Source organism: Priestia megaterium NBRC 15308 = ATCC 14581 (assembly GCF_000832985.1).
GTDB classification, from domain to species: domain Bacteria; phylum Bacillota; class Bacilli; order Bacillales; family Bacillaceae_H; genus Priestia; species Priestia megaterium.
In genome coordinates this window covers 1,233,038-1,253,863 of record NZ_CP009920.1, presented here as the reverse complement: position 1 = coordinate 1,253,863, position 20,826 = coordinate 1,233,038, and the positions used below count along the sequence as shown (strand labels likewise).

At 40.1% G+C, this 20,826-nt stretch carries 19 protein-coding genes; 18 read left to right on the top strand and 1 reads right to left on the bottom strand.

Translation table 11 applies throughout. From position 1 onward, the window contains the following. The first annotated feature begins 6 nt into the window (after window positions 1-6). The 11 genes from BG04_RS06960 (at window position 7) to BG04_RS06910 (ending at window position 12,572) form a co-directional block, all read left to right on the top strand. Window positions 7-990: an alpha-ketoacid dehydrogenase subunit beta gene (locus BG04_RS06960; protein WP_016765532.1), complete on the top strand. Its 984-nt coding sequence runs from the start codon at window positions 7-9 to the stop codon at window positions 988-990. Window positions 991-1,005: 15 nt separating this feature from the next. After that, the gene (locus BG04_RS06955; RefSeq protein ID WP_034648965.1) at window positions 1,006-2,265 is read left to right on the top strand and encodes a dihydrolipoamide acetyltransferase family protein; all 1,260 of its coding nucleotides are present in this window, start codon (window positions 1,006-1,008) and stop codon (window positions 2,263-2,265) included. A 260-nt stretch (window positions 2,266-2,525) separates the two neighbouring features. After that, window positions 2,526-4,562, top strand: a complete 2,037-nt coding sequence (locus BG04_RS06950; protein WP_034648968.1) for a methylmalonyl-CoA mutase family protein — start codon at window positions 2,526-2,528, stop codon at window positions 4,560-4,562. After that, window positions 4,555-6,705, top strand: a complete 2,151-nt coding sequence (scpA, locus tag BG04_RS06945; RefSeq protein ID WP_034648971.1) for a methylmalonyl-CoA mutase — start codon at window positions 4,555-4,557, stop codon at window positions 6,703-6,705. The genes BG04_RS06950 and scpA overlap by 8 nt, the downstream gene beginning before the upstream one ends. Window positions 6,706-6,721: 16 nt before the next feature. Beyond that, window positions 6,722-7,717 (top strand): methylmalonyl Co-A mutase-associated GTPase MeaB, encoded by a 996-nt coding sequence (gene meaB, locus BG04_RS06940; RefSeq protein ID WP_034648973.1) that lies wholly within the window; start codon window positions 6,722-6,724, stop codon window positions 7,715-7,717. Between the two features lie 193 nt (window positions 7,718-7,910). Beyond that, entirely contained in the window at window positions 7,911-8,348 is a 438-nt protein-coding gene (locus BG04_RS06935; RefSeq protein ID WP_013084970.1) for a BrxA/BrxB family bacilliredoxin, read from the top strand. Window positions 8,349-8,629: 281 nt separating this feature from the next. Beyond that, complete coding sequence (locus BG04_RS06930) at window positions 8,630-9,433, top strand: transporter substrate-binding domain-containing protein (protein ID WP_026106695.1); 804 nt, start codon at window positions 8,630-8,632, stop codon at window positions 9,431-9,433. Between the two features lie 31 nt (window positions 9,434-9,464). Next, window positions 9,465-10,124, top strand: coding sequence for an amino acid ABC transporter permease (locus tag BG04_RS06925; protein ID WP_013059114.1), 660 nt, complete (start codon window positions 9,465-9,467; stop codon window positions 10,122-10,124). Continuing rightward, window positions 10,117-10,839 (top strand): amino acid ABC transporter ATP-binding protein, encoded by a 723-nt coding sequence (locus BG04_RS06920; RefSeq protein WP_013059113.1) that lies wholly within the window; start codon window positions 10,117-10,119, stop codon window positions 10,837-10,839. Before BG04_RS06925 ends, BG04_RS06920 begins: the two co-directional genes overlap by 8 nt. A gap of 159 nt (window positions 10,840-10,998) precedes the next feature. Then, on the top strand, window positions 10,999-11,949 hold the full coding sequence (locus tag BG04_RS06915) for an aromatic acid exporter family protein (protein ID WP_013059112.1): 951 nt from the start codon (window positions 10,999-11,001) through the stop codon (window positions 11,947-11,949). Window positions 11,950-12,047: 98 nt separating this feature from the next. Continuing rightward, a complete protein-coding gene (locus BG04_RS06910; protein WP_034648976.1) occupies window positions 12,048-12,572 on the top strand; it encodes a L,D-transpeptidase in 525 nt (174 codons plus the stop codon). A gap of 75 nt (window positions 12,573-12,647) precedes the next feature. Here BG04_RS06910 and prli42 read toward each other — a convergent pair whose 3' ends face one another. Continuing rightward, window positions 12,648-12,743 (bottom strand): stressosome-associated protein Prli42, encoded by a 96-nt coding sequence (prli42, locus tag BG04_RS30545; protein WP_016765525.1) that lies wholly within the window; start codon window positions 12,741-12,743, stop codon window positions 12,648-12,650. Window positions 12,744-12,893: 150 nt separating this feature from the next. Here prli42 and mce point away from each other — a divergent pair, with 150 nt between their 5' ends. From mce to BG04_RS06875, 7 genes are all read left to right on the top strand, one after another. Then, a complete protein-coding gene (gene mce, locus BG04_RS06905) occupies window positions 12,894-13,319 on the top strand; it encodes a methylmalonyl-CoA epimerase (RefSeq protein ID WP_013084964.1) in 426 nt (141 codons plus the stop codon). Then, a complete protein-coding gene (locus BG04_RS06900) occupies window positions 13,312-14,862 on the top strand; it encodes an acyl-CoA carboxylase subunit beta (RefSeq protein ID WP_013084963.1) in 1,551 nt (516 codons plus the stop codon). Before mce ends, BG04_RS06900 begins: the two co-directional genes overlap by 8 nt. A gap of 25 nt (window positions 14,863-14,887) precedes the next feature. Further along, the gene (locus BG04_RS06895) at window positions 14,888-16,006 is read left to right on the top strand and encodes a M20/M25/M40 family metallo-hydrolase (protein ID WP_034648979.1); all 1,119 of its coding nucleotides are present in this window, start codon (window positions 14,888-14,890) and stop codon (window positions 16,004-16,006) included. A gap of 225 nt (window positions 16,007-16,231) precedes the next feature. Further along, window positions 16,232-17,593, top strand: a complete 1,362-nt coding sequence (locus BG04_RS06890; protein WP_034648981.1) for an NAD(P)-dependent oxidoreductase — start codon at window positions 16,232-16,234, stop codon at window positions 17,591-17,593. Between the two features lie 21 nt (window positions 17,594-17,614). Beyond that, window positions 17,615-18,895 (top strand): NAD-dependent dihydropyrimidine dehydrogenase subunit PreA, encoded by a 1,281-nt coding sequence (gene preA, locus BG04_RS06885; protein ID WP_034648983.1) that lies wholly within the window; start codon window positions 17,615-17,617, stop codon window positions 18,893-18,895. A gap of 19 nt (window positions 18,896-18,914) precedes the next feature. Continuing rightward, window positions 18,915-20,333, top strand: coding sequence for a dihydropyrimidinase (hydA, locus tag BG04_RS06880; protein ID WP_016765522.1), 1,419 nt, complete (start codon window positions 18,915-18,917; stop codon window positions 20,331-20,333). Between the two features lie 33 nt (window positions 20,334-20,366). After that, entirely contained in the window at window positions 20,367-20,579 is a 213-nt protein-coding gene (locus BG04_RS06875) for a hypothetical protein (protein ID WP_013084958.1), read from the top strand. The last annotated feature ends 247 nt before the right edge of the window (window positions 20,580-20,826 follow it).

Below are 20,826 nucleotides of genomic sequence, written 5' to 3'. Positions count from 1 at the left end.
GAACATATGCCCGTTATTTCATATATTGATGCAGTAACAATGGCCATTCGTGAAGAAATGGAAAGAGATTCCCGCGTGTTTGTATTAGGAGAAGACGTAGGGAAAAAAGGCGGCGTATTTAAAGCGACCAACGGACTATACGAACAGTTCGGGGAAGAAAGAGTCATTGACACACCTCTTGCAGAGTCTGCTATTGCAGGCGTAGGAATCGGAGCGGCAATGTACGGCATGCGTCCGATTGCTGAAATGCAATTTGCTGATTTTATTATGCCTGCAGTCAATCAAATTGTGTCAGAAGCAGCGAAAATTCGCTATCGTTCTAATAATGATTGGAGTTGTCCAATTACAATTCGAGCTCCTTACGGCGGCGGAGTTCACGGTGCTCTTTATCATTCTCAATCTGTTGAAGCCCTATTTGCCAATACGCCAGGGTTAAAGATTGTGATGCCTTCTACGCCTTATGACGTAAAGGGATTATTAAAAGCAGCTATTCGTGATGATGATCCAGTTCTTTTCTTTGAGCATAAGCGTGCGTACCGTTTGATTAAAGGAGAAGTCCCTGAAGATGATTATATACTTCCGATTGGCAAAGCAGATGTAAAGAGAGAAGGAGACGACATCACGGTTATTACATATGGTCTTTGTGTACACTTTGCTCTTCAAGCTGCTGAAAAACTGGAAGCAGACGGTATTTCAGCACACATCTTAGATTTAAGAACGGTCTATCCGCTTGATAAAGAAGCTATTATTGAAGCAGCATCTAAAACAGGTAAAGTACTGCTTTTAACGGAAGACAACAAAGAAGGCAGCATCATGAGCGAAGTAGCAGCTATTATTGCTGAACACTGCTTATTCGATTTAGATGCGCCAATTCAGCGCCTTGCTGGCCCTGATGTTCCAGCTATGCCGTATGCACCAACAATGGAAAAATATTTTATGGTGAATCCCGATAAAGTAGAAAAAGCAATGAGAGAATTAGCTCAATTTTAAAAGGAGTTGTATCAATTGGCTATTGAAAAAATTACGATGCCGCAGCTCGGTGAAAGTGTAACAGAAGGTACAATTAGCAAATGGCTCGTTTCTGTTGGAGATCACGTAAATAAGTACGACCCGTTAGCTGAAGTCATGACGGATAAAGTAAATGCTGAAGTGCCTTCTTCTTTTAGTGGAACAATTAAAGAGTTAATTGCAGGTGAAGATGATACTTTGCCTGTAGGAGAAGTGATTTGTTTAATTGAAGTAGAAGGAACTGTACCTCAAAAAGAACAGAAAACATCTGATAAGACTGTAGAAGAATCAGCGTCAAAAACAGCGGACAGTCAATCCAATAAAAGTCGATACTCTCCAGCTGTTATGCGTCTATCACAAGAGCATAATATTAATTTAGATACCGTGACAGGAACAGGGGCGGGCGGCCGCATTACGAGAAAAGATATTTTAGCTGTTATTGAAAAAGGCGGAGCTGCTGAAGTGAAAGAAACACCTCCATCAACAGTTCAGCCAGAAGCACCTGTAGCAGCTGCTGCTCCAAAAACGCAGCAGCCCGCGCCGGTTGTGTCTGCAGCAGGAGATCAAGAAATCCCTGTTACAGGCGTGCGTAAAGCTATTGCAGCAAATATGCTTCGCAGCAAGCACGAAATTCCGCATGCATGGACAATGGTTGAAGTTGATGTAACGAACTTAGTTTCTTATCGTGATGCATTAAAGACGGAGTTCAAACAAAAAGAAGGTTTTAACTTAACGTATTTTGCGTTCTTCGTAAAAGCAGTGGCTCAAGCTTTAAAAGAATTCCCTCAAATGAATTCAATGTGGGCAGGAGACCGTATTGTTCAGAAAAAGGACATTAATGTATCCATTGCTGTTGCAACAGACGATGCTTTATTTGTGCCGGTTATTAAACAAGCCGATGAAAAGACAATCAAAGGTATTGCGCGTGAAATTACAGAGCTCGCGCAAAAAGTTCGTACGGGTTCATTGAAGTCTGAAGACATGCAGGGCGGAACGTTTACTGTTAACAACACAGGATCATTTGGTTCCGTTCAATCAATGGGGATTATTAATTACCCGCAAGCGGCTATTTTACAAGTAGAATCTATTGTAAAACGTCCGGTTATTATTGATAACATGATTGCTGTTCGAGATATGGTTAACTTATGTTTATCACTTGATCACCGCGTGTTAGACGGCTTGGTGTGCGGCAGATTCTTGGCAAGAGTTAAAGAGATTTTAGAATCTACTTCTAAAGAGAATACGTCCGTCTATTAAAACAGAGGCTGGCACAAAAATATTTTAGCTGAAGGAAGATCCGAACGATGAATTGAGATTCTTGAAAGAGAATCCAACTCGTTCGGATTTTTTTATGGTGATGGTAAACGTAGGTTAATTATGTCTCGGCCTCTTTTTATTTTGAAGCAATGATTGAACAATTTGTAAAAGATGTATTAAAATAAAAGAAGAATCATCAAACTTCAAAGTGTAATCATCTCGGTTTAGCAGGCAGCTATTAACTGTAAAGGGGCATGGAAATGAAAACAAATACATTATCATTTCATGAATTTACACGTACACCTAAAGAAGATTGGGCACAGGAAGTTAGCAAAAATACCGCGATCTCTTCAAAAGAAACGTTGGAAAACATCTTTTTGAAACCGCTTTATTTCGAAAGTGATACGGCACATTTAGACTACTTACAGCAGAGTCCGGCGGGAATAGATTGTTTAAGAGGAGCCGGTAAAGAATCATACATACTAGGGGAATGGGAAATCACCCAAAAAATCGACTTACCTTCTATTAAAGAAAGCAATAAACTTCTTTTACACAGTTTGAGAAATGGACAAAATACGGCCGCTTTTACATGCAGTGAAGCAATGAGGCAAGGGAAAGACGTTGATGAAGCAACTGAAGCTGAAGTAGTCTCAGGCACTACAATTTCTACTTTAGAGGATGTTGCTCATTTGTTTCAGCATGTAGCTCTTGAAGCGGTGCCTTTATTTTTAAATACGGGATGTACATCCGTTCCGCTTCTTTCGTTTCTAAAAGCATACTGTGTTGATCATAACTTTAATATGAGACAGCTAAAAGGAACGGTTGGAATGGATCCGCTCGGCACCCTTGCTGAATATGGAAGAGTTCCACTTTCTACTCGAGATTTATACGATCATTTAGCTTACGCAACGCGTTTGGCTCACAGTAATGTTCCAGAGCTCAAAACGATCATTGTATCAAGCATTCCTTACCATAACAGCGGTGCAAACGCTGTTCAAGAACTAGCTTACATGCTTGCTACAGGTGTGCAGTATATTGATGAATGCATAAAACGCGGTTTGTCCTTACATCAAGTTTTACCTCATATGACCTTTTCTTTTTCAGTTAGCTCACATTTATTTATGGAAATATCAAAACTTCGTGCTTTTCGCATGCTTTGGGCAAATGTGGTTCGTGCTTTTGATGACACGGCCGTTTCAGTGCCGTTTATCCATACAGAAACGTCACATCTTACACAGTCTAAAGAAGACATGTATACAAATGCATTAAGGAACACGGTTCAAGCATTTGCTTCTATTGTAGGAGGAGCGGATAGTCTGCATATTGAGCCATATGATTCTGTCACGTCTTCATCTTCTCAGTTCGCTCATCGCCTTGCCCGTAACACTCACTTAATTTTGCAGCACGAAACACATATATCAAAAGTAACGGATCCTGCCGGAGGCTCTTGGTACGTTGAAGCCTACACACATGAATTAATGACAAAAGCTTGGGAGTTATTTGGCAATATTGAAGACCACGGCGGAATGGAAGAAGCTTTAAAACAAGGGCGAATTCAAGATGAAGTTGAACAAATGAAAGTAAAAAGACAAGAGAATATAGAGTGCCGAATTGAGCGCTTGATCGGAGTCACACACTATGCTCCTAAGCAACAGGATGTATCTCAAGAGATACAAAGCACGCCGTTTAGAAAAGAAGAAATAAAAATGGATAAATACAGTGATCAGAACGCTTCGGAATTTTCATCAAATCTTTCCCTAGAGGATTATACAAAGCTAGCATCTAAAGGGGTAACAGCAGGGTGGATGCTAAAACAAATGGCGAAGCAGACACAGCCTGACAGTGTTGTGCCGCTCACTAAGTGGAGAGCAGCAGAGAAGTTTGAAAAAATACGGGTTTATACAAAGGGAATGAGCATTGGCATTATGGAGCTCACCGATCCTAACAGCCGTAAAAAAGCTGAGATTGCCCGATCTTTATTTGAAAGTGCAGGCTTTGCGTGTGAAACAATTAAAAACATAGATTCCTATGTCGAGATAGCAGATTGGATGAATGAACAAAAGCACGAAGCATATGTGATCTGTGGAAGTGATGAACTCGTGGAAAAGCTCTTAACAAAAGCGATGACTTATTTTGAGGAAGATTCCGTTTATGTGTACGTAGTAGGGGAAGAACATGTATCACGCAAAACGCAGTGGCAGCAAAAAGGTGTAATGAGCGTCATACATCCTAAGACGAATGTTATTCAATGCGTTAAGAAGTTATTATGTGCTTTGGAGGTAGAAGTTCATGTATAAAAAGCCTTCTTTTTCTAATATTCCATTATCATTTTCAAAGCAGCAAAGGGAAGATGACGTGACTCAAAGTTCATTCACTGCTTTTCAAACAAATGAACAAATTGAATTAAAATCAGTATATACAAAAAAAGACAGAGATAGCCTCGATTTTATTCACTTTGCACCTGGTGTCCCACCGTTTGTGAGAGGACCGTATGCCACGATGTATGTGAATCGGCCTTGGACTATTAGGCAGTATGCAGGATACTCAACGGCGGAGGAAAGCAATGCCTTTTACCGCCGAAACCTAGCTGCTGGACAGAAAGGGCTGTCTGTTGCTTTTGATCTTGCTACCCACCGCGGCTACGACTCTGATCATCCAAGAGTTGTTGGAGATGTAGGGAAAGCAGGTGTGGCAATTGATTCAATGATAGATATGAAGCAGCTGTTTGAAGGGATTCCGCTTGATCAAATGTCCGTGTCGATGACAATGAACGGGGCGGTGCTTCCTATTTTAGCTTTCTACATCGTAACAGCTGAAGAACAAGGCGTAAAAAAAGAAAAGCTGGCTGGAACGATTCAAAATGATATTTTAAAAGAATATATGGTGCGCAATACGTATATTTATCCTCCTGAGATGTCAATGCGAATCATTGCGGATATTTTTAAATATACAGCGGAGTACATGCCGAAATTTAACAGTATCAGTATATCAGGCTATCATATGCAAGAAGCAGGTGCTCCAGCAGACTTAGAGCTTGCTTATACGCTTGCAGATGGACTTGAATATGTACGAACCGGCTTGAAAGCGGGAATTACAATTGACGCATTTGCTCCGAGGCTGTCCTTTTTCTGGGCAATTGGAATGAACTATTTTATGGAAGTAGCGAAAATGAGAGCAGGGAGGCTGCTATGGGCAAAACTAATGAAGCAGTTTGAACCGAATAATCCTAAATCTTTAGCTCTTAGAACGCATTCTCAAACGTCCGGCTGGAGCTTAACGGAGCAGGATCCATTTAATAATGTTATTAGAACATGCGTCGAAGCTTTGGCTGCAGTATCAGGACATACGCAGTCGCTTCATACAAACGCACTGGATGAAGCGATTGCTCTTCCAACTGATTTTTCAGCTAGAATTGCCCGAAATACGCAGCTTTATTTACAAAATGAAACGGAGATTTGTTCCGTTATTGATCCTTGGGGAGGCTCTTATTATGTGGAATCATTAACGAATGAATTAATGATAAAAGCGTGGAAGCACCTTGAGGAAATAGAGAAGCTCGGCGGAATGACAAAAGCAATAGAAGCAGGCGTACCTAAAATGAAGATAGAAGAAGCCGCTGCGCGCAGACAAGCAAGAATAGACTCGCAGGCAGAAATTATTGTAGGTGTGAATCAGTTTCAGCCGGAGCAAGAAGAACCGCTTGATATTCTTGATATTGATAACACAGCAGTTCGAATGAAGCAGCTGGAAAAGTTAAAGAAAATACGCAGTGAACGTGACGAACAAGCGGTAATCGAAGCGCTTAATCGACTTACCAATTGTGCCAAAACAGGTGAAGGGAATCTCCTTGCTTTTGCGGTTGAAGCTGCGAGAGCTAGAGCTACACTAGGTGAAATTTCAGAAGCTATTGAGAAAGTGGCTGGAAGACACCAGGCTACTTCTAAGTCAGTCAGCGGGGTATACAGTGCGGAGTTTGTGCATCGAGATCAAATCGAAGAAGTTCGAAAGCTCACGGCTGAATTTTTAGAGGAAGAAGGAAGACGCCCAAGAATTTTAGTCGCAAAAATGGGGCAAGACGGTCACGACAGAGGATCGAAAGTTATTTCAACAGCCTTTGCTGACCTTGGATTTGATGTTGATATCGGTCCTTTATTTCAAACGCCTCAAGAAACAGCAAGGCAAGCTGTAGAAAACGACGTACATGTGATTGGCATAAGCTCTTTGGCAGCCGGGCATAAAACGTTACTGCCGCAGCTTGTTGATGAGTTAAAGAAATTAGAGCGCGACGATATCGTTGTTATTGTCGGAGGTGTTATTCCTAAACAAGACTACTCATTTCTTTTAGAACACGGCGCTTCTGCAATCTTTGGACCTGGAACAGTAATCCCAAAAGCGGCCGTTTCTGTTTTATATGAAATAAAGAAACGGTTAGAAGAATAGTTGGTGAAGACAATTGGTGAAATTAAAAACGGTACAAGATTATAAACAAGGGCTGCTTGAAGGAAAAAGAACAGCGTTAGCTCAAGCTATTACTTTAATTGAAAGTAAAGCGCCGAAGCATAAAGTAATAGCACAACAGCTGATTAAAGAAATCTATCCTCATACGGGGCATTCAGTGCGCATTGGTTTTACAGGCGTACCCGGAGCGGGAAAAAGTACGCTGATTGACAAATTTGGGTCGTACCTATGCAAAAATGGCCATTCCGTTGCAGTTTTGGCAGTTGATCCAAGCAGTACCTTGTCTGGAGGAAGTATTTTAGGAGATAAAACGAGAATGGAGCTTCTTACCAAACAAGAGAATGCTTTTGTCCGTCCTTCACCTTCTCAAGGAACGCTTGGAGGTGTTCATCTTAAAACGAGAGAAGCCATTTTTCTTTGTGAAGCGGCTGGGTATAACATCATATTTGTCGAAACGATGGGTGTTGGCCAAGGTGAAATGATTGTAAAAGAGATGGTAGACTTCTTTGTTTTGCTTGCTTTAACCGGAGCAGGAGATGATTTGCAAGGAATTAAAAAAGGGCTGCTTGAATGGGTTAATTTAATTTGTGTAAATAAAGCAGACGGGGATAACCGGCTAAAAGCAGAAGTGACTGCAAAAGAATACGAAAGCATCATCGGCTTCCTTCACGGTCATTCTGGAGGATGGAACCCACAGGTCATCACAACTTCTGCTTATGAAGAAGCATCATTTCAAGACTTGTGGAAGAAAATTTGTGACTATAAGGAATGGATGAATAAAAATGATCTGTTTTATACAGTAAGGCAAAAGCAAATGAAGGCATGGTTACAAGCAAGTGTTAATGAATATTTACAAGAATCATTTTATGAACATCCTTTAGTTAAGCAAAAACTAGGGGATGTTGAAAAACAAATGATGACGGGAGATGCCACAATGGCTGAAGCTCTCGAACACTTGATTAAAATCTATCAGCAGGCGATGAAAGAAATGTAAAAAAGGATCCTGCATTTTATGCGGATCCTTCTACACTAGGGAGTTAAGAGTATGGTTTTCTAGCTGTAAAAATAGTATCACCATTTTTTTTCTTGTTTAATCTTGATTACCAACAAAAAATGAGTCAAAGCAATCGCCTTTTTAGTTTTCGTTTGCTATGATAAAGAATAGATAGCAAAAGGGAGGTATGAAAATGAATATCGATTTTAACTTGTTTATGAACGACGTTGTTCGTCAAGCCCGTAAAGAAATTACAGCTGCTGGTTATACAGAATTAACGACGGCTGAAGCGGTAGATGAAACGTTTAAACAGCCTGGTACAACGCTTGTAATGGTGAATTCAGTTTGCGGTTGTGCAGGAGGTATTGCAAGACCTGCTGCAGCGCACGCTGTACATTATGATAAACGTCCAACAAACTTGGTTACAGTATTTGCTGGGCAAGATAAAGAAGCAACTGCACGTGCACGCGAATACTTTGAAGGTTATCCGCCTTCATCTCCATCTTTCGCCTTATTAAAAGACGGAAAAATTATCACAATGGTAGAGCGTCACGAAATTGAAGGCCACGAGCCAATGTCAGTTGTGATGAAGCTGCAAGAAGCATTCGAACAGCACTGTGAAGAAGTGTAAGAGAGAAGCCGTTTTGAACGGCTTCTTTTTTTATGCGTTTTTTTACCTATCTGTATGCAGACTTTCTAACGAGTGGAAAATGTTGAGAAAAGGTATTTTCAAATAGTGAAACTTATATTTAAAAAAGATATTGCATATTTATAATGTTGTGTTAAAATACATTTATATGAATATATATTTAAATTTCGGCATTTACTTGCAATAGCAAAAAACTTATTTCATAATATTATTAATTTTTAAAAAATAATGTAAGGAATAAACTAGGGGGAACGAAGATGAAATTGAAGAAGTGGTTATCGGTAACGGCAATTGGTCTTTTAACAGCAGGCGTTTTAGCTGCATGCGGAGCAGGAGAAGGAACGTCTAATGGCGGAGCAAGCAGCGACGACAAAGATAAAAAAGTACTAGTAATGGGAACATCAGCAGATTACCCACCATTTGAATATATTGATACGGCAAAAGGTGATAGTGAAGCAATCGGATTTGACGTAGATTTAGCAAAAACAATCGGTAAAAAGTTAGGCTATGACGTACAGGTGAAGGATATGGAATTTGGCGGATTAATTCCAGCTTTACAATCTAATAAAGTCGATTTAGTTTTAGCTGGTATGACGCCAACTGAAAAGCGTAAAAAGAACGTGGACTTCTCAGACGTATATTATGAAGCAAAAAACATGATTGTATCGAAGAAAGATGCGCCAATTAAAAATGCAGAAGAACTAAAAGGGAAAACAGTCGGTGTACAAACTTCTTCTATCCAAGCAGACGAAGCAAAAGAAATTGCAAAAGAAGTTGACGGAGTAAATGTAACAACGCGTGACCGTATTCCAGAACTAATTCAAGAAATGAAATCAAATCGTATCGATGCAGCGATTATTGAAGATACAGTAGCTAAAGGGTATGTGAACAAAGACAAAAGCTTGCAAATGTCTGATACAGGACGTCCAGATTCAAGTAAAGGATCAGCAATCGCATTTCCTAAAGACAGCAAGCTAACGAATGACTTTAACCGTGAATTAAAGAAAATGAAAGAAAACGGTGAATTAGATAAATTAATCGTTAAGTGGTTTGACGACCAAAAATAAGAATGATAGTTAGAGAGGAATGGAACTAGGCATGAATTTGGATTTTTCGCAAATCGTGCCTTCTATGCCTTATATTTTAAAAGGGATAGGGGTAACGATACAGATAGTCCTAGCTTCAGCAATTTTAGGGTTTGTGCTGGGAGTTATTTTATCTTTATGTAAAATCAGCCGCAATAAACCTCTTCAATGGTTTGCGGATGCATATACGTCCGTGTTTCGCGGAACACCGCTAGTATTGCAATTATTATTAATATACTTTGGATTACCTCAGCTGCTCGGGTTTGATATTGCCCCGTTTCCAGCGGCCGTTGCTGCGTTCGGGCTAAACTCTGCAGCATATATATCTGAAATTATTCGCGCTGGTATTTTAGCTGTTGATAAAGGACAGCGTGAAGCGGCATTAGCGTTAGGAATTCCTTATCGCCGCATGATGGGACAAATTATTTTGCCACAGGCACTTAAAAATATTTTACCTGCTTTAATGAATGAGTTCATTACATTAACAAAGGAATCAGCTATCGTTACAGTTATTGGAGCACTCGACATTATGCGCCGTGCTTACATTGTAGGTGGAGAAAAATTCGCCTACCTTGAACCGTTAATTTTTGCAGGGTTGATTTATTATGTAATGGTAATGGGCTTAACGCTCCTTGGTAAAGCAGTCGAGAGGAGAATGAGAAAAGGTGATTAACGTTGAAAATTTACACAAATCATTTGGTAAAAATGAAGTTTTAAAAGGTATTTCAACTACGATTAAAGAAAAAGAAGTCGTAGCTGTTATTGGCCCTTCTGGTTCTGGTAAATCTACTTTTTTACGCTGTATGAACCTGCTTGAAGAACCGACGAGCGGAGTAGTTTCAATTAACGGTCAAGTGATTACAGATAAAAAAACAAACATTATGCGTGTGCGTGAAAACGTAGGAATGGTATTTCAGCATTTTCACTTGTTTCCACATATGACAGTGCTTGAAAATTTGACGTATGCTCCGATGACGGTAAAGGGCGTGTCAAGAGAAACGGCTGTTGCTAAAGGCAAAGAATTACTCCAAAAAGTGGGACTTGCTCAAAAAGCCAACGAGTTTCCAAATCGCTTATCGGGCGGTCAAAAGCAGCGTGTAGCTATTGCCAGAGCACTGGCAATGGAGCCGAAAGTGATGCTGTTTGACGAACCAACCTCAGCATTAGATCCAGAGATGGTAAAAGAAGTACTAGATGTAATGAAGTCGCTAACAGAAACAGGAATGACGATGGTCATTGTAACGCATGAAATGGGATTTGCACGAGAAGTAGCGGATCGTGTGCTGTTTTTAGACGGCGGTGTCCTTGTTGAAGATGCGCCTCCGGCTGAATTTTTCTCAGCTCCTAAAAGCAAGCGTGCTAAAGATTTCTTAGAAAAGATTTTATAATAAAAAAGTGCAGGAAGAGTACGATCTTTTCTGCACTTTTTTTATTGGAATTTATACGGTACAGCAAGATTTAAGGTTGTGTTATTTTTCTATTCGTGTTAATAAAGAATAGAGTATTTTATCACACTAAAAAGAAACCAACATGTAGGAGTCTAGAAAATGAAATTTAAAATTGGGTACCGGACAATTAAAACAGCCGTCGGTACATCACTGGCTATTATTATAGCTCAGTTCTTTCACCTCGAGTTTTTTGTATCAGCTGGAATTATCACCATTTTGTGCATTCAAAATTCAAAGAAAAAATCGTTGCGAAGTGCAAGCGATCGTTTTATTGCTTGTTCTTTATCCATTCTGTTTTCGTTTATATTCTTTGAAGGGATTGCTTATCATCCACTTGTTATAGGACTGATGCTGCTTTTGTTTATCCCGGTTACGGTTATATTCAAAGTTAATGCAGGCATTGTTACAAGCTCCGTTATTTTGCTTCATATTTACTCCAAAGGCAATATGACATGGGGAATCGTCTTTAATGAACTTGGCTTAATTGTAATTGGGATAGGTGTTGCCCTGCTTGTGAATTTATACATGCCAAGTTTAGATCAAGAGCTTCGCACGTATCAGCAAGAAATTGAAGAAAATTTCCGGTCGATGTTAAAAGAAATTGCCCTGTATCTCAGAACCAATGACAGCAGCTGGGACGGTAAGGAAATTGCAGATACGGTAAAAATTTTAGAAAAAGCAAAAAGCCTTGCGTTTCGTGATGTAGAAAATCATTTTGTGCGTGGGGAAAATTATTATTACCGCTATTTTAAAATTCGTGAAAAACAGCTTGAAATTATTGAGCGTACCCTTCCTCTCATTACCGCTATTGATTTGGTGGTAGAACAGCGCTACATGATTGCCGATTTTATTGAAGAATTAAGTCTATCCATCCACCCCGGTAATACAGCAAAATTATTTTTAGCCAAACTTCAGCATTTACGAGAAGCGTTTGCAGAGATGCCGCTTCCCAAAACGCGGGAAGAGTTTGAAGCGCGTGCCGATTTACTGCACGTAGTCAAAGAAATTGAACAATATTTGGTTATTAAACAAACCTTAAAAATAAGTTAAACAGTATGCATGTTGTTTATCTTGCTTACGAACACTAAATAAGACAAGAGATACCTCTCTTATCTTTTACTTAGGACTAACGTAAGGTGGTGGATTACGTGCATGTGTTTGCTTTTATCCTTTTACTATTATCTCCGGTTTGGCCATTAGGAGAAAATCCGTTGCCAAATGATCCTTATATTATTATTAATAAACAAAGCAATGAGCTTGCTTATATTCAAAATAAAGAAATTAAACAAATTATTAAAGTAGCAACGGGGAAAGCAGTTAATCTGACGCCCGAAGGGGAGTTCACGGTAACAGTAAAAGCTGTTAATCCTTATTATCGGAGAAGTAATATTGAAGGAGGCGCTCCTCAAAATCCTCTAGGTGTAAGGTGGATTGGGTTTGATGCAAGAGAGACTGACGGACGTATTTACGGCATTCACGGTACAAATCAGCCGGATTCCATCGGTAAATATGTATCGAATGGCTGTATTCGCGTAGAAAATCGTGAAGTAAGCCATTTATATGATCAAGTCCCGTTAGGTACAAAAGTATGGATTGTATCTACAGATCAATCTTTTGAAGAGTTAGCCGCTCAAAAAGGCATTGTGAATATACAGCAAAAGACTGGTGACTAGTCACCAGTCTTTTTTATATGTTTGCATTGCACAAAGAAGGAGCAGTGCATCTATGTTTTTAGTCATCAGTCTCGATTAAAACCACATGGCAAGTCCCGCTAAAAGCGTAGATATTAACATGACAAGAAGCATTAAAAACACAACGGTTTTTTGGATTTTCTTATTAGACATACAACCAAAGTCCTCCTACACGTTTTTTTCTTATTTTACATGTCTTCCGCTGCTTAGACAAGCAACTTTCTGTAGACACGCGAGCAGGAGATTTCTTTTGTTTTCAAGAATATGTGTAAATGAAAACGCTTTTTTAAAAGAGGTGAGAAAGTGATAAAAGGAATTGATCACATAGGAATAGCTGTAAAATCAATTGAAGGCAGCCTCCCTTTTTATGAAAAGGTATTAGGACTGTCTCTATTAAAAGTAGAAGAAGTAGAAGAACAAGGAGTAAAAGTTGCTTTTATTCAGTGCGGCAACGTAAAAATTGAATTATTAGAGCCGCTCTTTGAAGACAGTGCTGTCGGCGCGTTCATCAAAAAGAGAGGTGAAGGTCTTCATCATGTGGCTTTAGGTGTGCGAACGATTGAAGAACGGATTCACGAGTTAAAGGAAAAGGGTGTACAAATGATTGACGATGTTCCGAGAAAAGGCGCAGGGGAAGCATCCATTGCTTTTTTGCATCCAAAGTCAGCAAACGGTGTTCTTTATGAGCTCTGTGAAAAAACACTAGAGGAGGAGAAGAAACATGGTTGACATTTATGATAAATTAAATGAATTGTACGATAAGCGCCGGAAGATCGAGTTAGGCGGTGGAGACGAAAAAATTGAAAAACAGCACCATAAAGGGAAACTAACGGCACGCGAACGAATTGAAATTCTTTTGGATGAACATACATTTGTTGAATTAAATCCATTTATTGAACATCGGTGTGCGGATTTCAGTATGAATAATCAAGTAGGACCAGGAGACGGGGTAGTAACAGGTTACGGCAAGATAAACGGTCGCTCAGTCTATTTGTTTTCGCAAGATTTTACGGTATTCGGAGGCGCGTTAGGTGAAATGCATGCTAAAAAAATTGCGCACGTAATGGACTTAGCTGCTAAAACAGGCGTGCCGTTTATTGGGTTAAATGATTCAGGCGGGGCTCGTATTCAAGAGGGCGTCATGTCTCTTGATGGATACGGTCATATTTTTTATCGAAATGCCATTTATTCGGGTGTCATGCCTCAAATATCTGTTATTATGGGGCCTTGTGCAGGCGGAGCCGTGTACTCACCGGCGATTACGGACTTTGTTTTTATGGTAGAAGAAACAAGTCAAATGTTCATTACAGGACCAAAAGTAATTGAAACGGTAACGGGAGAAAGCATTTCCTCTGAAAATCTTGGAGGAGCAGCTGTCCATAACGAAATTAGCGGTAATGCCCATTTTAGAGGTGCAACAGAACAAGAGGTGCTAGAACAAGTACGAACGCTCTTAAGCTATCTTCCTCAGTCTAGCCAAGAGCAGCCTCCTTTAGCCTCAAAGGCAGAGTCTGATCATTATCGTCCGGATTTATTAGACGTTGTCCCGTTTGATGCCGTGCGCCCTTACGATGTGCGTCAAGTCATTCACCAAGTGGTGGACGAACACTCATTTTTTGAAGTGCAAAAAGACTTTGCAAGAAATATTGTCATTGGTTTTGCCCGCATAGATGGAAAAGTTGTCGGACTTGTGTGTAACCAGCCTAAAGTAATGGCAGGCAGTTTAGATATTAACTCCTCAGATAAAGCAGCAAGGTTTATTCGATTTTGCGATTCATTTAATATCCCACTTATTACATTTGAAGATGTTACAGGTTTTTTCCCAGGTATCAAGCAGGAACATGGCGGAATTATACGTCATGGTGCTAAAATTTTATATGCATACTCCGAAGCTACCGTTCCGAAAATCACGGTGATTTTGCGAAAGGCGTACGGAGGTGCATACGTAGCTTTAAATAGTAAATCGATTGGAGCGGACCTTGTGTATTCGTGGCCGAATGCCGAAATCGCTGTTATGGGTCCTCAAGGTGCTGCAAATATTATCTTTGCAAACGACATTCGAGGTAGCGAAAACCCAGATGAAACAAGACACGAAAAAATTGAACAGTATCGCGAGAAATTTGCTAATCCTTACGTAGCGGCAAGCGCTGGAATGGTGGATGATGTTATTGATCCTCGGGAAACGCGAATAAAATTAATACAAGCGCTTGAAATGTTGCACAATAAAAAGGAAGAGCGTCCAGCAAAGAAACATGGTAACATACCATTGTAGGTTATTTTTGGAGGGATTACATATTATGATTAATGAACAACGAATCGTTGATTTATTTATTGAATTAGTACAAGTAGACTCAGAAACAAAGCATGAAGAAAAAATTGCTGTTGTACTAAAAGAAAAATTTACCGCATTAGGCGTCGAAGTAGTAGAAGATGATGCCAAAGAAAAAACGGGCCACGGAGCCAACAACTTAATCTGCACACTGCCAGCTACAAAAGAAGGCGTAGACACAATCTACTTTACTTCTCATATGGATACAGTCGTACCTGGAAACGGTATTAAACCATCTATTGAAGATGGCTATATTAAAAGTGACGGCACGACAATTCTTGGAGCGGATGATAAAGCAGGCTTAGCAGCAATGCTAGAAGCCATCACCGTATTAAAAGAAGAAAACATCGCGCACGGCAAAATTGAATTTATTATTACAGTAGGAGAAGAATCTGGCTTAGTGGGCGCTAAAGCTCTTGATTCTAGCCTCGTAACGGCAAAATTCGGCTATGCTTTAGATAGCGATGGCAAAGTGGGAGACATTATCGTTGCTGCGCCGACGCAAGCAAAAGTAAATGCAACAATTTATGGAAAAACAGCTCATGCAGGTGTAGCTCCTGAACGAGGCGTTTCTGCTATTACGATCGCTTCAAGAGCCATTTCTAAAATGCCGCTTGGACGTATTGATGAAGAGACTACAGCGAATATTGGACGCTTTGAAGGCGGAACGCAAACGAATATCGTGTGTGACCGCGTCGATATTTTAGCAGAAGCTCGTTCATTAATTCCAAAAAAAATGGAAGCGCAAGTAGCGAAAATGAAAGAAGCGTTTGAAACAGCTGCACAAGAAATGGGCGGACGTGCAGAAGTTGATATTAAAGTGATGTATCCAGGCTTTAAATTTGGCGATGGAGATCATGTTGTCGAAGTTGCTAAAAAAGCCGTGGTTAATATCGATCGTCCTTCACGCCTGCTTCAAAGCGGAGGCGGAAGCGATGCAAATGTAATCGCTGGCTTTGATATCCCAACAGTCAACTTAGCAGTTGGTTATGAAGATATTCATACAACAAATGAAAAAATTCCGGTAGAAGAACTGGTGAAGACATCTGAACTAGTAGTGTCGATTATTAAAGAAGTAGCCAAATAATAGTTGCAGCCTTGCTTTTATATAAAAGCAAGGCTTTTTACATAGTGAATAGTAAATAGTCTGAATTTTTTAACATAATGTATAATGAAGAAAAGACGGTCGTTTTGTACAATAAAGTTAGTAATACATTTTACCAAAGTAGAAGTTGAAAATAACGTATATAAAAAATATGTAAGCGCTTTCAATTTTAGTTTTATCAACAGATATCCTTGGGAGGTTGATGCAATGCGATCACAGGAAAGTTTGCAGTCCATCATTCAAAACTTTAATGAAGTAGAAAAAGGGTTTTCAGATAGAGAAGCAGTCGAAGAATCTAATCGATGTTTGTACTGTTATGATGCACCCTGTATTCAGGCATGCCCTACAGGAATTGACATCCCGACGTTTATTAAAAAAATTGCATCGGGCAATTTAAAGGGGTCTGCCGAAACGATTATGTCTTCTAATCCCGTAGGAGCAAGCTGTTCGAGAGTTTGTCCAACCGATGAACTATGTGAAGGAGCGTGTGTACTTAACCACTCAACCAAACCAATTATGATTGGAAATTTGCAGCGCTACGCAACGGATTGGGCTATTCAAAATGAACAGGTGCTGTTTGAGAAAGGAAGAGCAAACGGTAAAAAGGTAGCAATTGTTGGTGGAGGTCCGGCGGGTCTCTCTGCAGCAAGAGAACTGGCGCGATTTGGATATGATGTAACCATTTTTGAAGCGGAAAAACAAGCAGGAGGGTTAAATACATATGGAATCGTGTCGTTTCGTCTTCCTCAAGCGATTTCATTTTGGGAAGTTGAACAAGTAAAAAGATTAGATGTAAAAATTAAAACAAACGTAAGAATTGGAGAAGATATTCTTCCGAGCGAATTGCTGCAGTCGTATGACGCGGTTGTATTAGCTATTGGTATGAGCAAGGTGCCTTCTCTACATGTTGAAGGTGAAGAGCTAGACGGTGTGTATGATGCGATTGATTTTGTGAAAAAAACGAAGTCAGAAGCGTTATCAACAGAATTTGTGGGTAAGCGTGTTGCCGTCATTGGTGCGGGAAATACTGCGATTGATGGTGCTACATGTTCCGTGCGCTTGGGGGCTGAAAATGTTCAAATTTTATACCGTCGTACACGAGAAGAAATGACGGCTTATGATTTTGAATTTGAATTTGCAAAACAAGATGGTGTTGAATTCCGCTGGTTAACGGCTCCTATACGAATTATTGGAGATGAAAATGGTAAGGTGAGCGGGATTGAATGTGTAAAAATGACTCTAACAGATCCAGATGCAGACGGCCGAAGAAAGCCTGTTCCTGTTGAAGGTTCAACGTTTACCATTCCAGTCGATGCTGTTGTTAAAGCAATTGGTCAAGAACGGTACCTGTCTTTGATTCAACAATTTCAGCTGCATCATGAAGACGGAGTTGTCTTAATTAATCAAGAGACGTTTCAAACATCAAATCCAAAAGTATTTGCTTGCGGAGACGTTATTTTTGGTAAAGGGCAAGGAGAAGCAATGGTTGTGACCGCTGCTCAGCAAGGAAAACAAACGGCGTTAAATATTCATATGCAGTTAACAAAAGAAACAATGGAAACAGCTTAAAATCAGGAGGAGGAGAAATCTATGGCAGATTTAACAACAAATTTAGCAGGTATTCAATCACCAAATCCGTTTTGGCTGGCATCCGCACCGCCAACCAATTCAGGTTATCAAGTGCAGCGTGCATTTGAAGCAGGCTGGGGAGGCGCAGTTTGGAAAACGCTTGGTGATCCGATTTTAAATGTTTCCTCACGATTTGCTGCCGTTGGCTTCAACGGTCAGCGCGTAGCCGGCTTTAATAATATTGAGTTAATCACCGATCGTCCTCTTGAAGTTAATTTGAAGGAAATCTATGAAACGAAAAAGAAGTTTCCTAACCACGCAATTATTGCCTCTCTTATGGTAGAGCCTCAGCAAGAAAAATGGCATGAAATTGTCAAAAAAGTAGAAGACGTAGGAGTGGATGGATTAGAGCTGAACTTTGGGTGTCCGCATGGAATGGCAGAACGAGGGATGGGTGCTGCCTCTGGGCAAGTCCCTGATTTGGTTGAAAAACAAACGTATTGGGCTAAAGAAGTTGCCCAAACGCCGGTCATTGTTAAATTAACTCCAAATATCACAGATATCACCGTTACAGCAGAAGCAGCGGTTCGAGGCGGTGCTGACGCTGTGAGCATGATTAACACTATTAATAGTTTAGCAGGAGTAGACATTCATTCATGGAATACGATTCCACACGTAGCAGGAAAAGGCGCTCACGGAGGTTATTGCGGCCCGGCTGTTAAGCCGATTGCATTAAACATGGTTGCTGAATGTGCGAGAAGTCCGTTTATTAACGTTCCAATATCAGGTATGGGAGGCGTTTCGAACTGGCAAGAAGCCGTCGAATTTATGCTCATGGGTGCTACAGGTGTGCAAGTATGTACAGCTGCAATGCATCACGGGTTCCGCATTGTAGAGGATATGATTCAAGGTCTCAATTATTATTTGGATGAAAGAGGAATTGAAAAAGTAAGTGATATTGTAGGGAAAGCCGTTTCAAAATATTCCGACTGGGGCAACTTAGATCTCAATTATAAAGTAGTGGCTCGCATCGATCCGGATACGTGTATTAACTGCAATAAATGTCATATTTCTTGTGAAGATACTTCTCACCAATGTATTGATATGCTGAAAGACCCTTCAGGAAAATCTTATTTAAAAGTAAGAGAAGAAGATTGTGTAGGCTGTAATTTATGTTCGATTGTATGTCCGGTGGATGGGGCTATATCCATGGTTGAATTACCGAATGAACAGTCTCCAATGACGTGGAATGAACGCCAAGCTGCTTTACAAGCGACGGCTGCACAGCGATTAGACGTATAAATACAAAGGGGATGAAGAAATGAAGAAAATCGTTAAAAATGGTGTGGTAGTCACAGCAACAGATACGTATAAAGCCGATATTTTAATTGAAAATGGAGTCATTTCGGCAATTGGCTCGGCATTTGAAGAGCAGGGTTGTGAAGTGATTGATGCAAAAGGCAACTATATATTTCCAGGAGGGATCGATCCTCATACTCATTTAGATATGCCGTTTGGAGGCACCGTTACAAAAGATGACTTTGAAACAGGTACAAGAGCAGCAGCTTTTGGAGGTACGACAACTGTTATTGATTTTTGCTTAACCAATAAAGGCGAACCGCTGCAAAAAGCGATCGGCACATGGCATGAAAAATCAAAAGGAAAAGCGGCTATCGATTATAGCTTTCATCTAATGATTGGAGAAATCACGGAAGATGTATTAAATGAGCTTCCTACGATTATTGAAAAAGAAGGAATTACTTCTTTTAAAGTATTCATGGCCTATAAAAATGTTTTTCAAGCAGACGATGCTACCCTTTATCAAACGCTAGTGCAAGCTAAAAAATTAGGGGCGCTTGTGATGGTACATGCTGAAAATGGAGATGTTATTGAGTATTTAACGGCAAAAGCACTAGAACAAGGACAAACCGATCCTATCTATCATGCACTGACTCGCCCTCCAGAAATAGAAGGAGAAGCTACGGGAAGAGCCGCGGTGCTAACGGAGCTGGCTGACTCACAGCTCTATGTTGTTCACGTGTCGTGCGCTGAAGCAGTTAAAAAGATTGCTGAAGCAAGGGAAAAAGGCGTAAATATCTGGGGCGAAACGTGTCCGCAGTATTTGATGCTTGACCAAACCTATTTAGAAAAACCGAATTTTGAAGGAGCAAAATACGTATGGTCGCCGCCTTTACGTGAAAAATGGAACCAAGATGTTTTGTGGAATGCTCTGCGTAATGGCGACTTGCAAACGATTGGATCAGATCAGTGTTCGTTTGATTTTAACGGTCAAAAAGATCTGGGAAAAGGAGATTTTACGAAAATTCCAAACGGAGGCCCTATTATCGAGGATCGCATGAGTATTTTATTTTCAGAAGGAGTAGTGAAGAAACGAATTAATATCAATCAGTTTGTAGATATAACATCAACAAAAATTGCTAAGCTGTTCGGACTGTACCCGAAAAAAGGAACAATAGCGGTTGGCGCAGACGCGGATCTGCTTATATTTGACCCTTCTGTTGAACGTACGATTTCAGCAAACACGCATCATATGGCAGTTGATTATAGCGCATTTGAGGGAATGAAAGTCACGGGTGAGCCGGTTTCAGTACTTTGCCGCGGGGAATTTGTCGTAAAAGATAAGCAGTTTGTCGGTCAAAAAGGCTACGGACAATTTACAAAACGAGCAAAGTTTAATGAGTTAAACACGGCTAACGAAGCTGAAAAATTAATGTTATAAAAACAGATGAAGAAATAGATCGGGGGCAGGGAAATGTCAAGTTACCATGAATATATGGCAGAGCGAGAAAAGATTGATTTTTTGCTGCAAAAAGGATTTAAAATAACAGCCGTAACGGAGAATCTAAGCGGGGCATTTGTGACGTTTGAACGCACCGAAAATAACCAAACCGAACAAGAAACCCTTCATATATTGACGGCGGATGCTAGAAAATATTTTTCATCCGTACTGATTCAACAAGTATAAAAACGGAGGCTGGGACAAAATTAATTTAGCTGAAGGAAGATCCGAACGGTGAATCGTTCGGATTTTTTTATTGGCAGGGTGAACGTAGGTTTCATATACGAAGGTGCTTCTAGCTGTTGATTGGAATTTTAATTATGTTTCAATCTCTTTATTTGTTTACTAATCCCTATAAGTTATTTACTATATTGGCTGACAAAAGTGATCCGTTTTTGTGTTTTTTTCGTTTTGGATGTGAAACAAAATAACT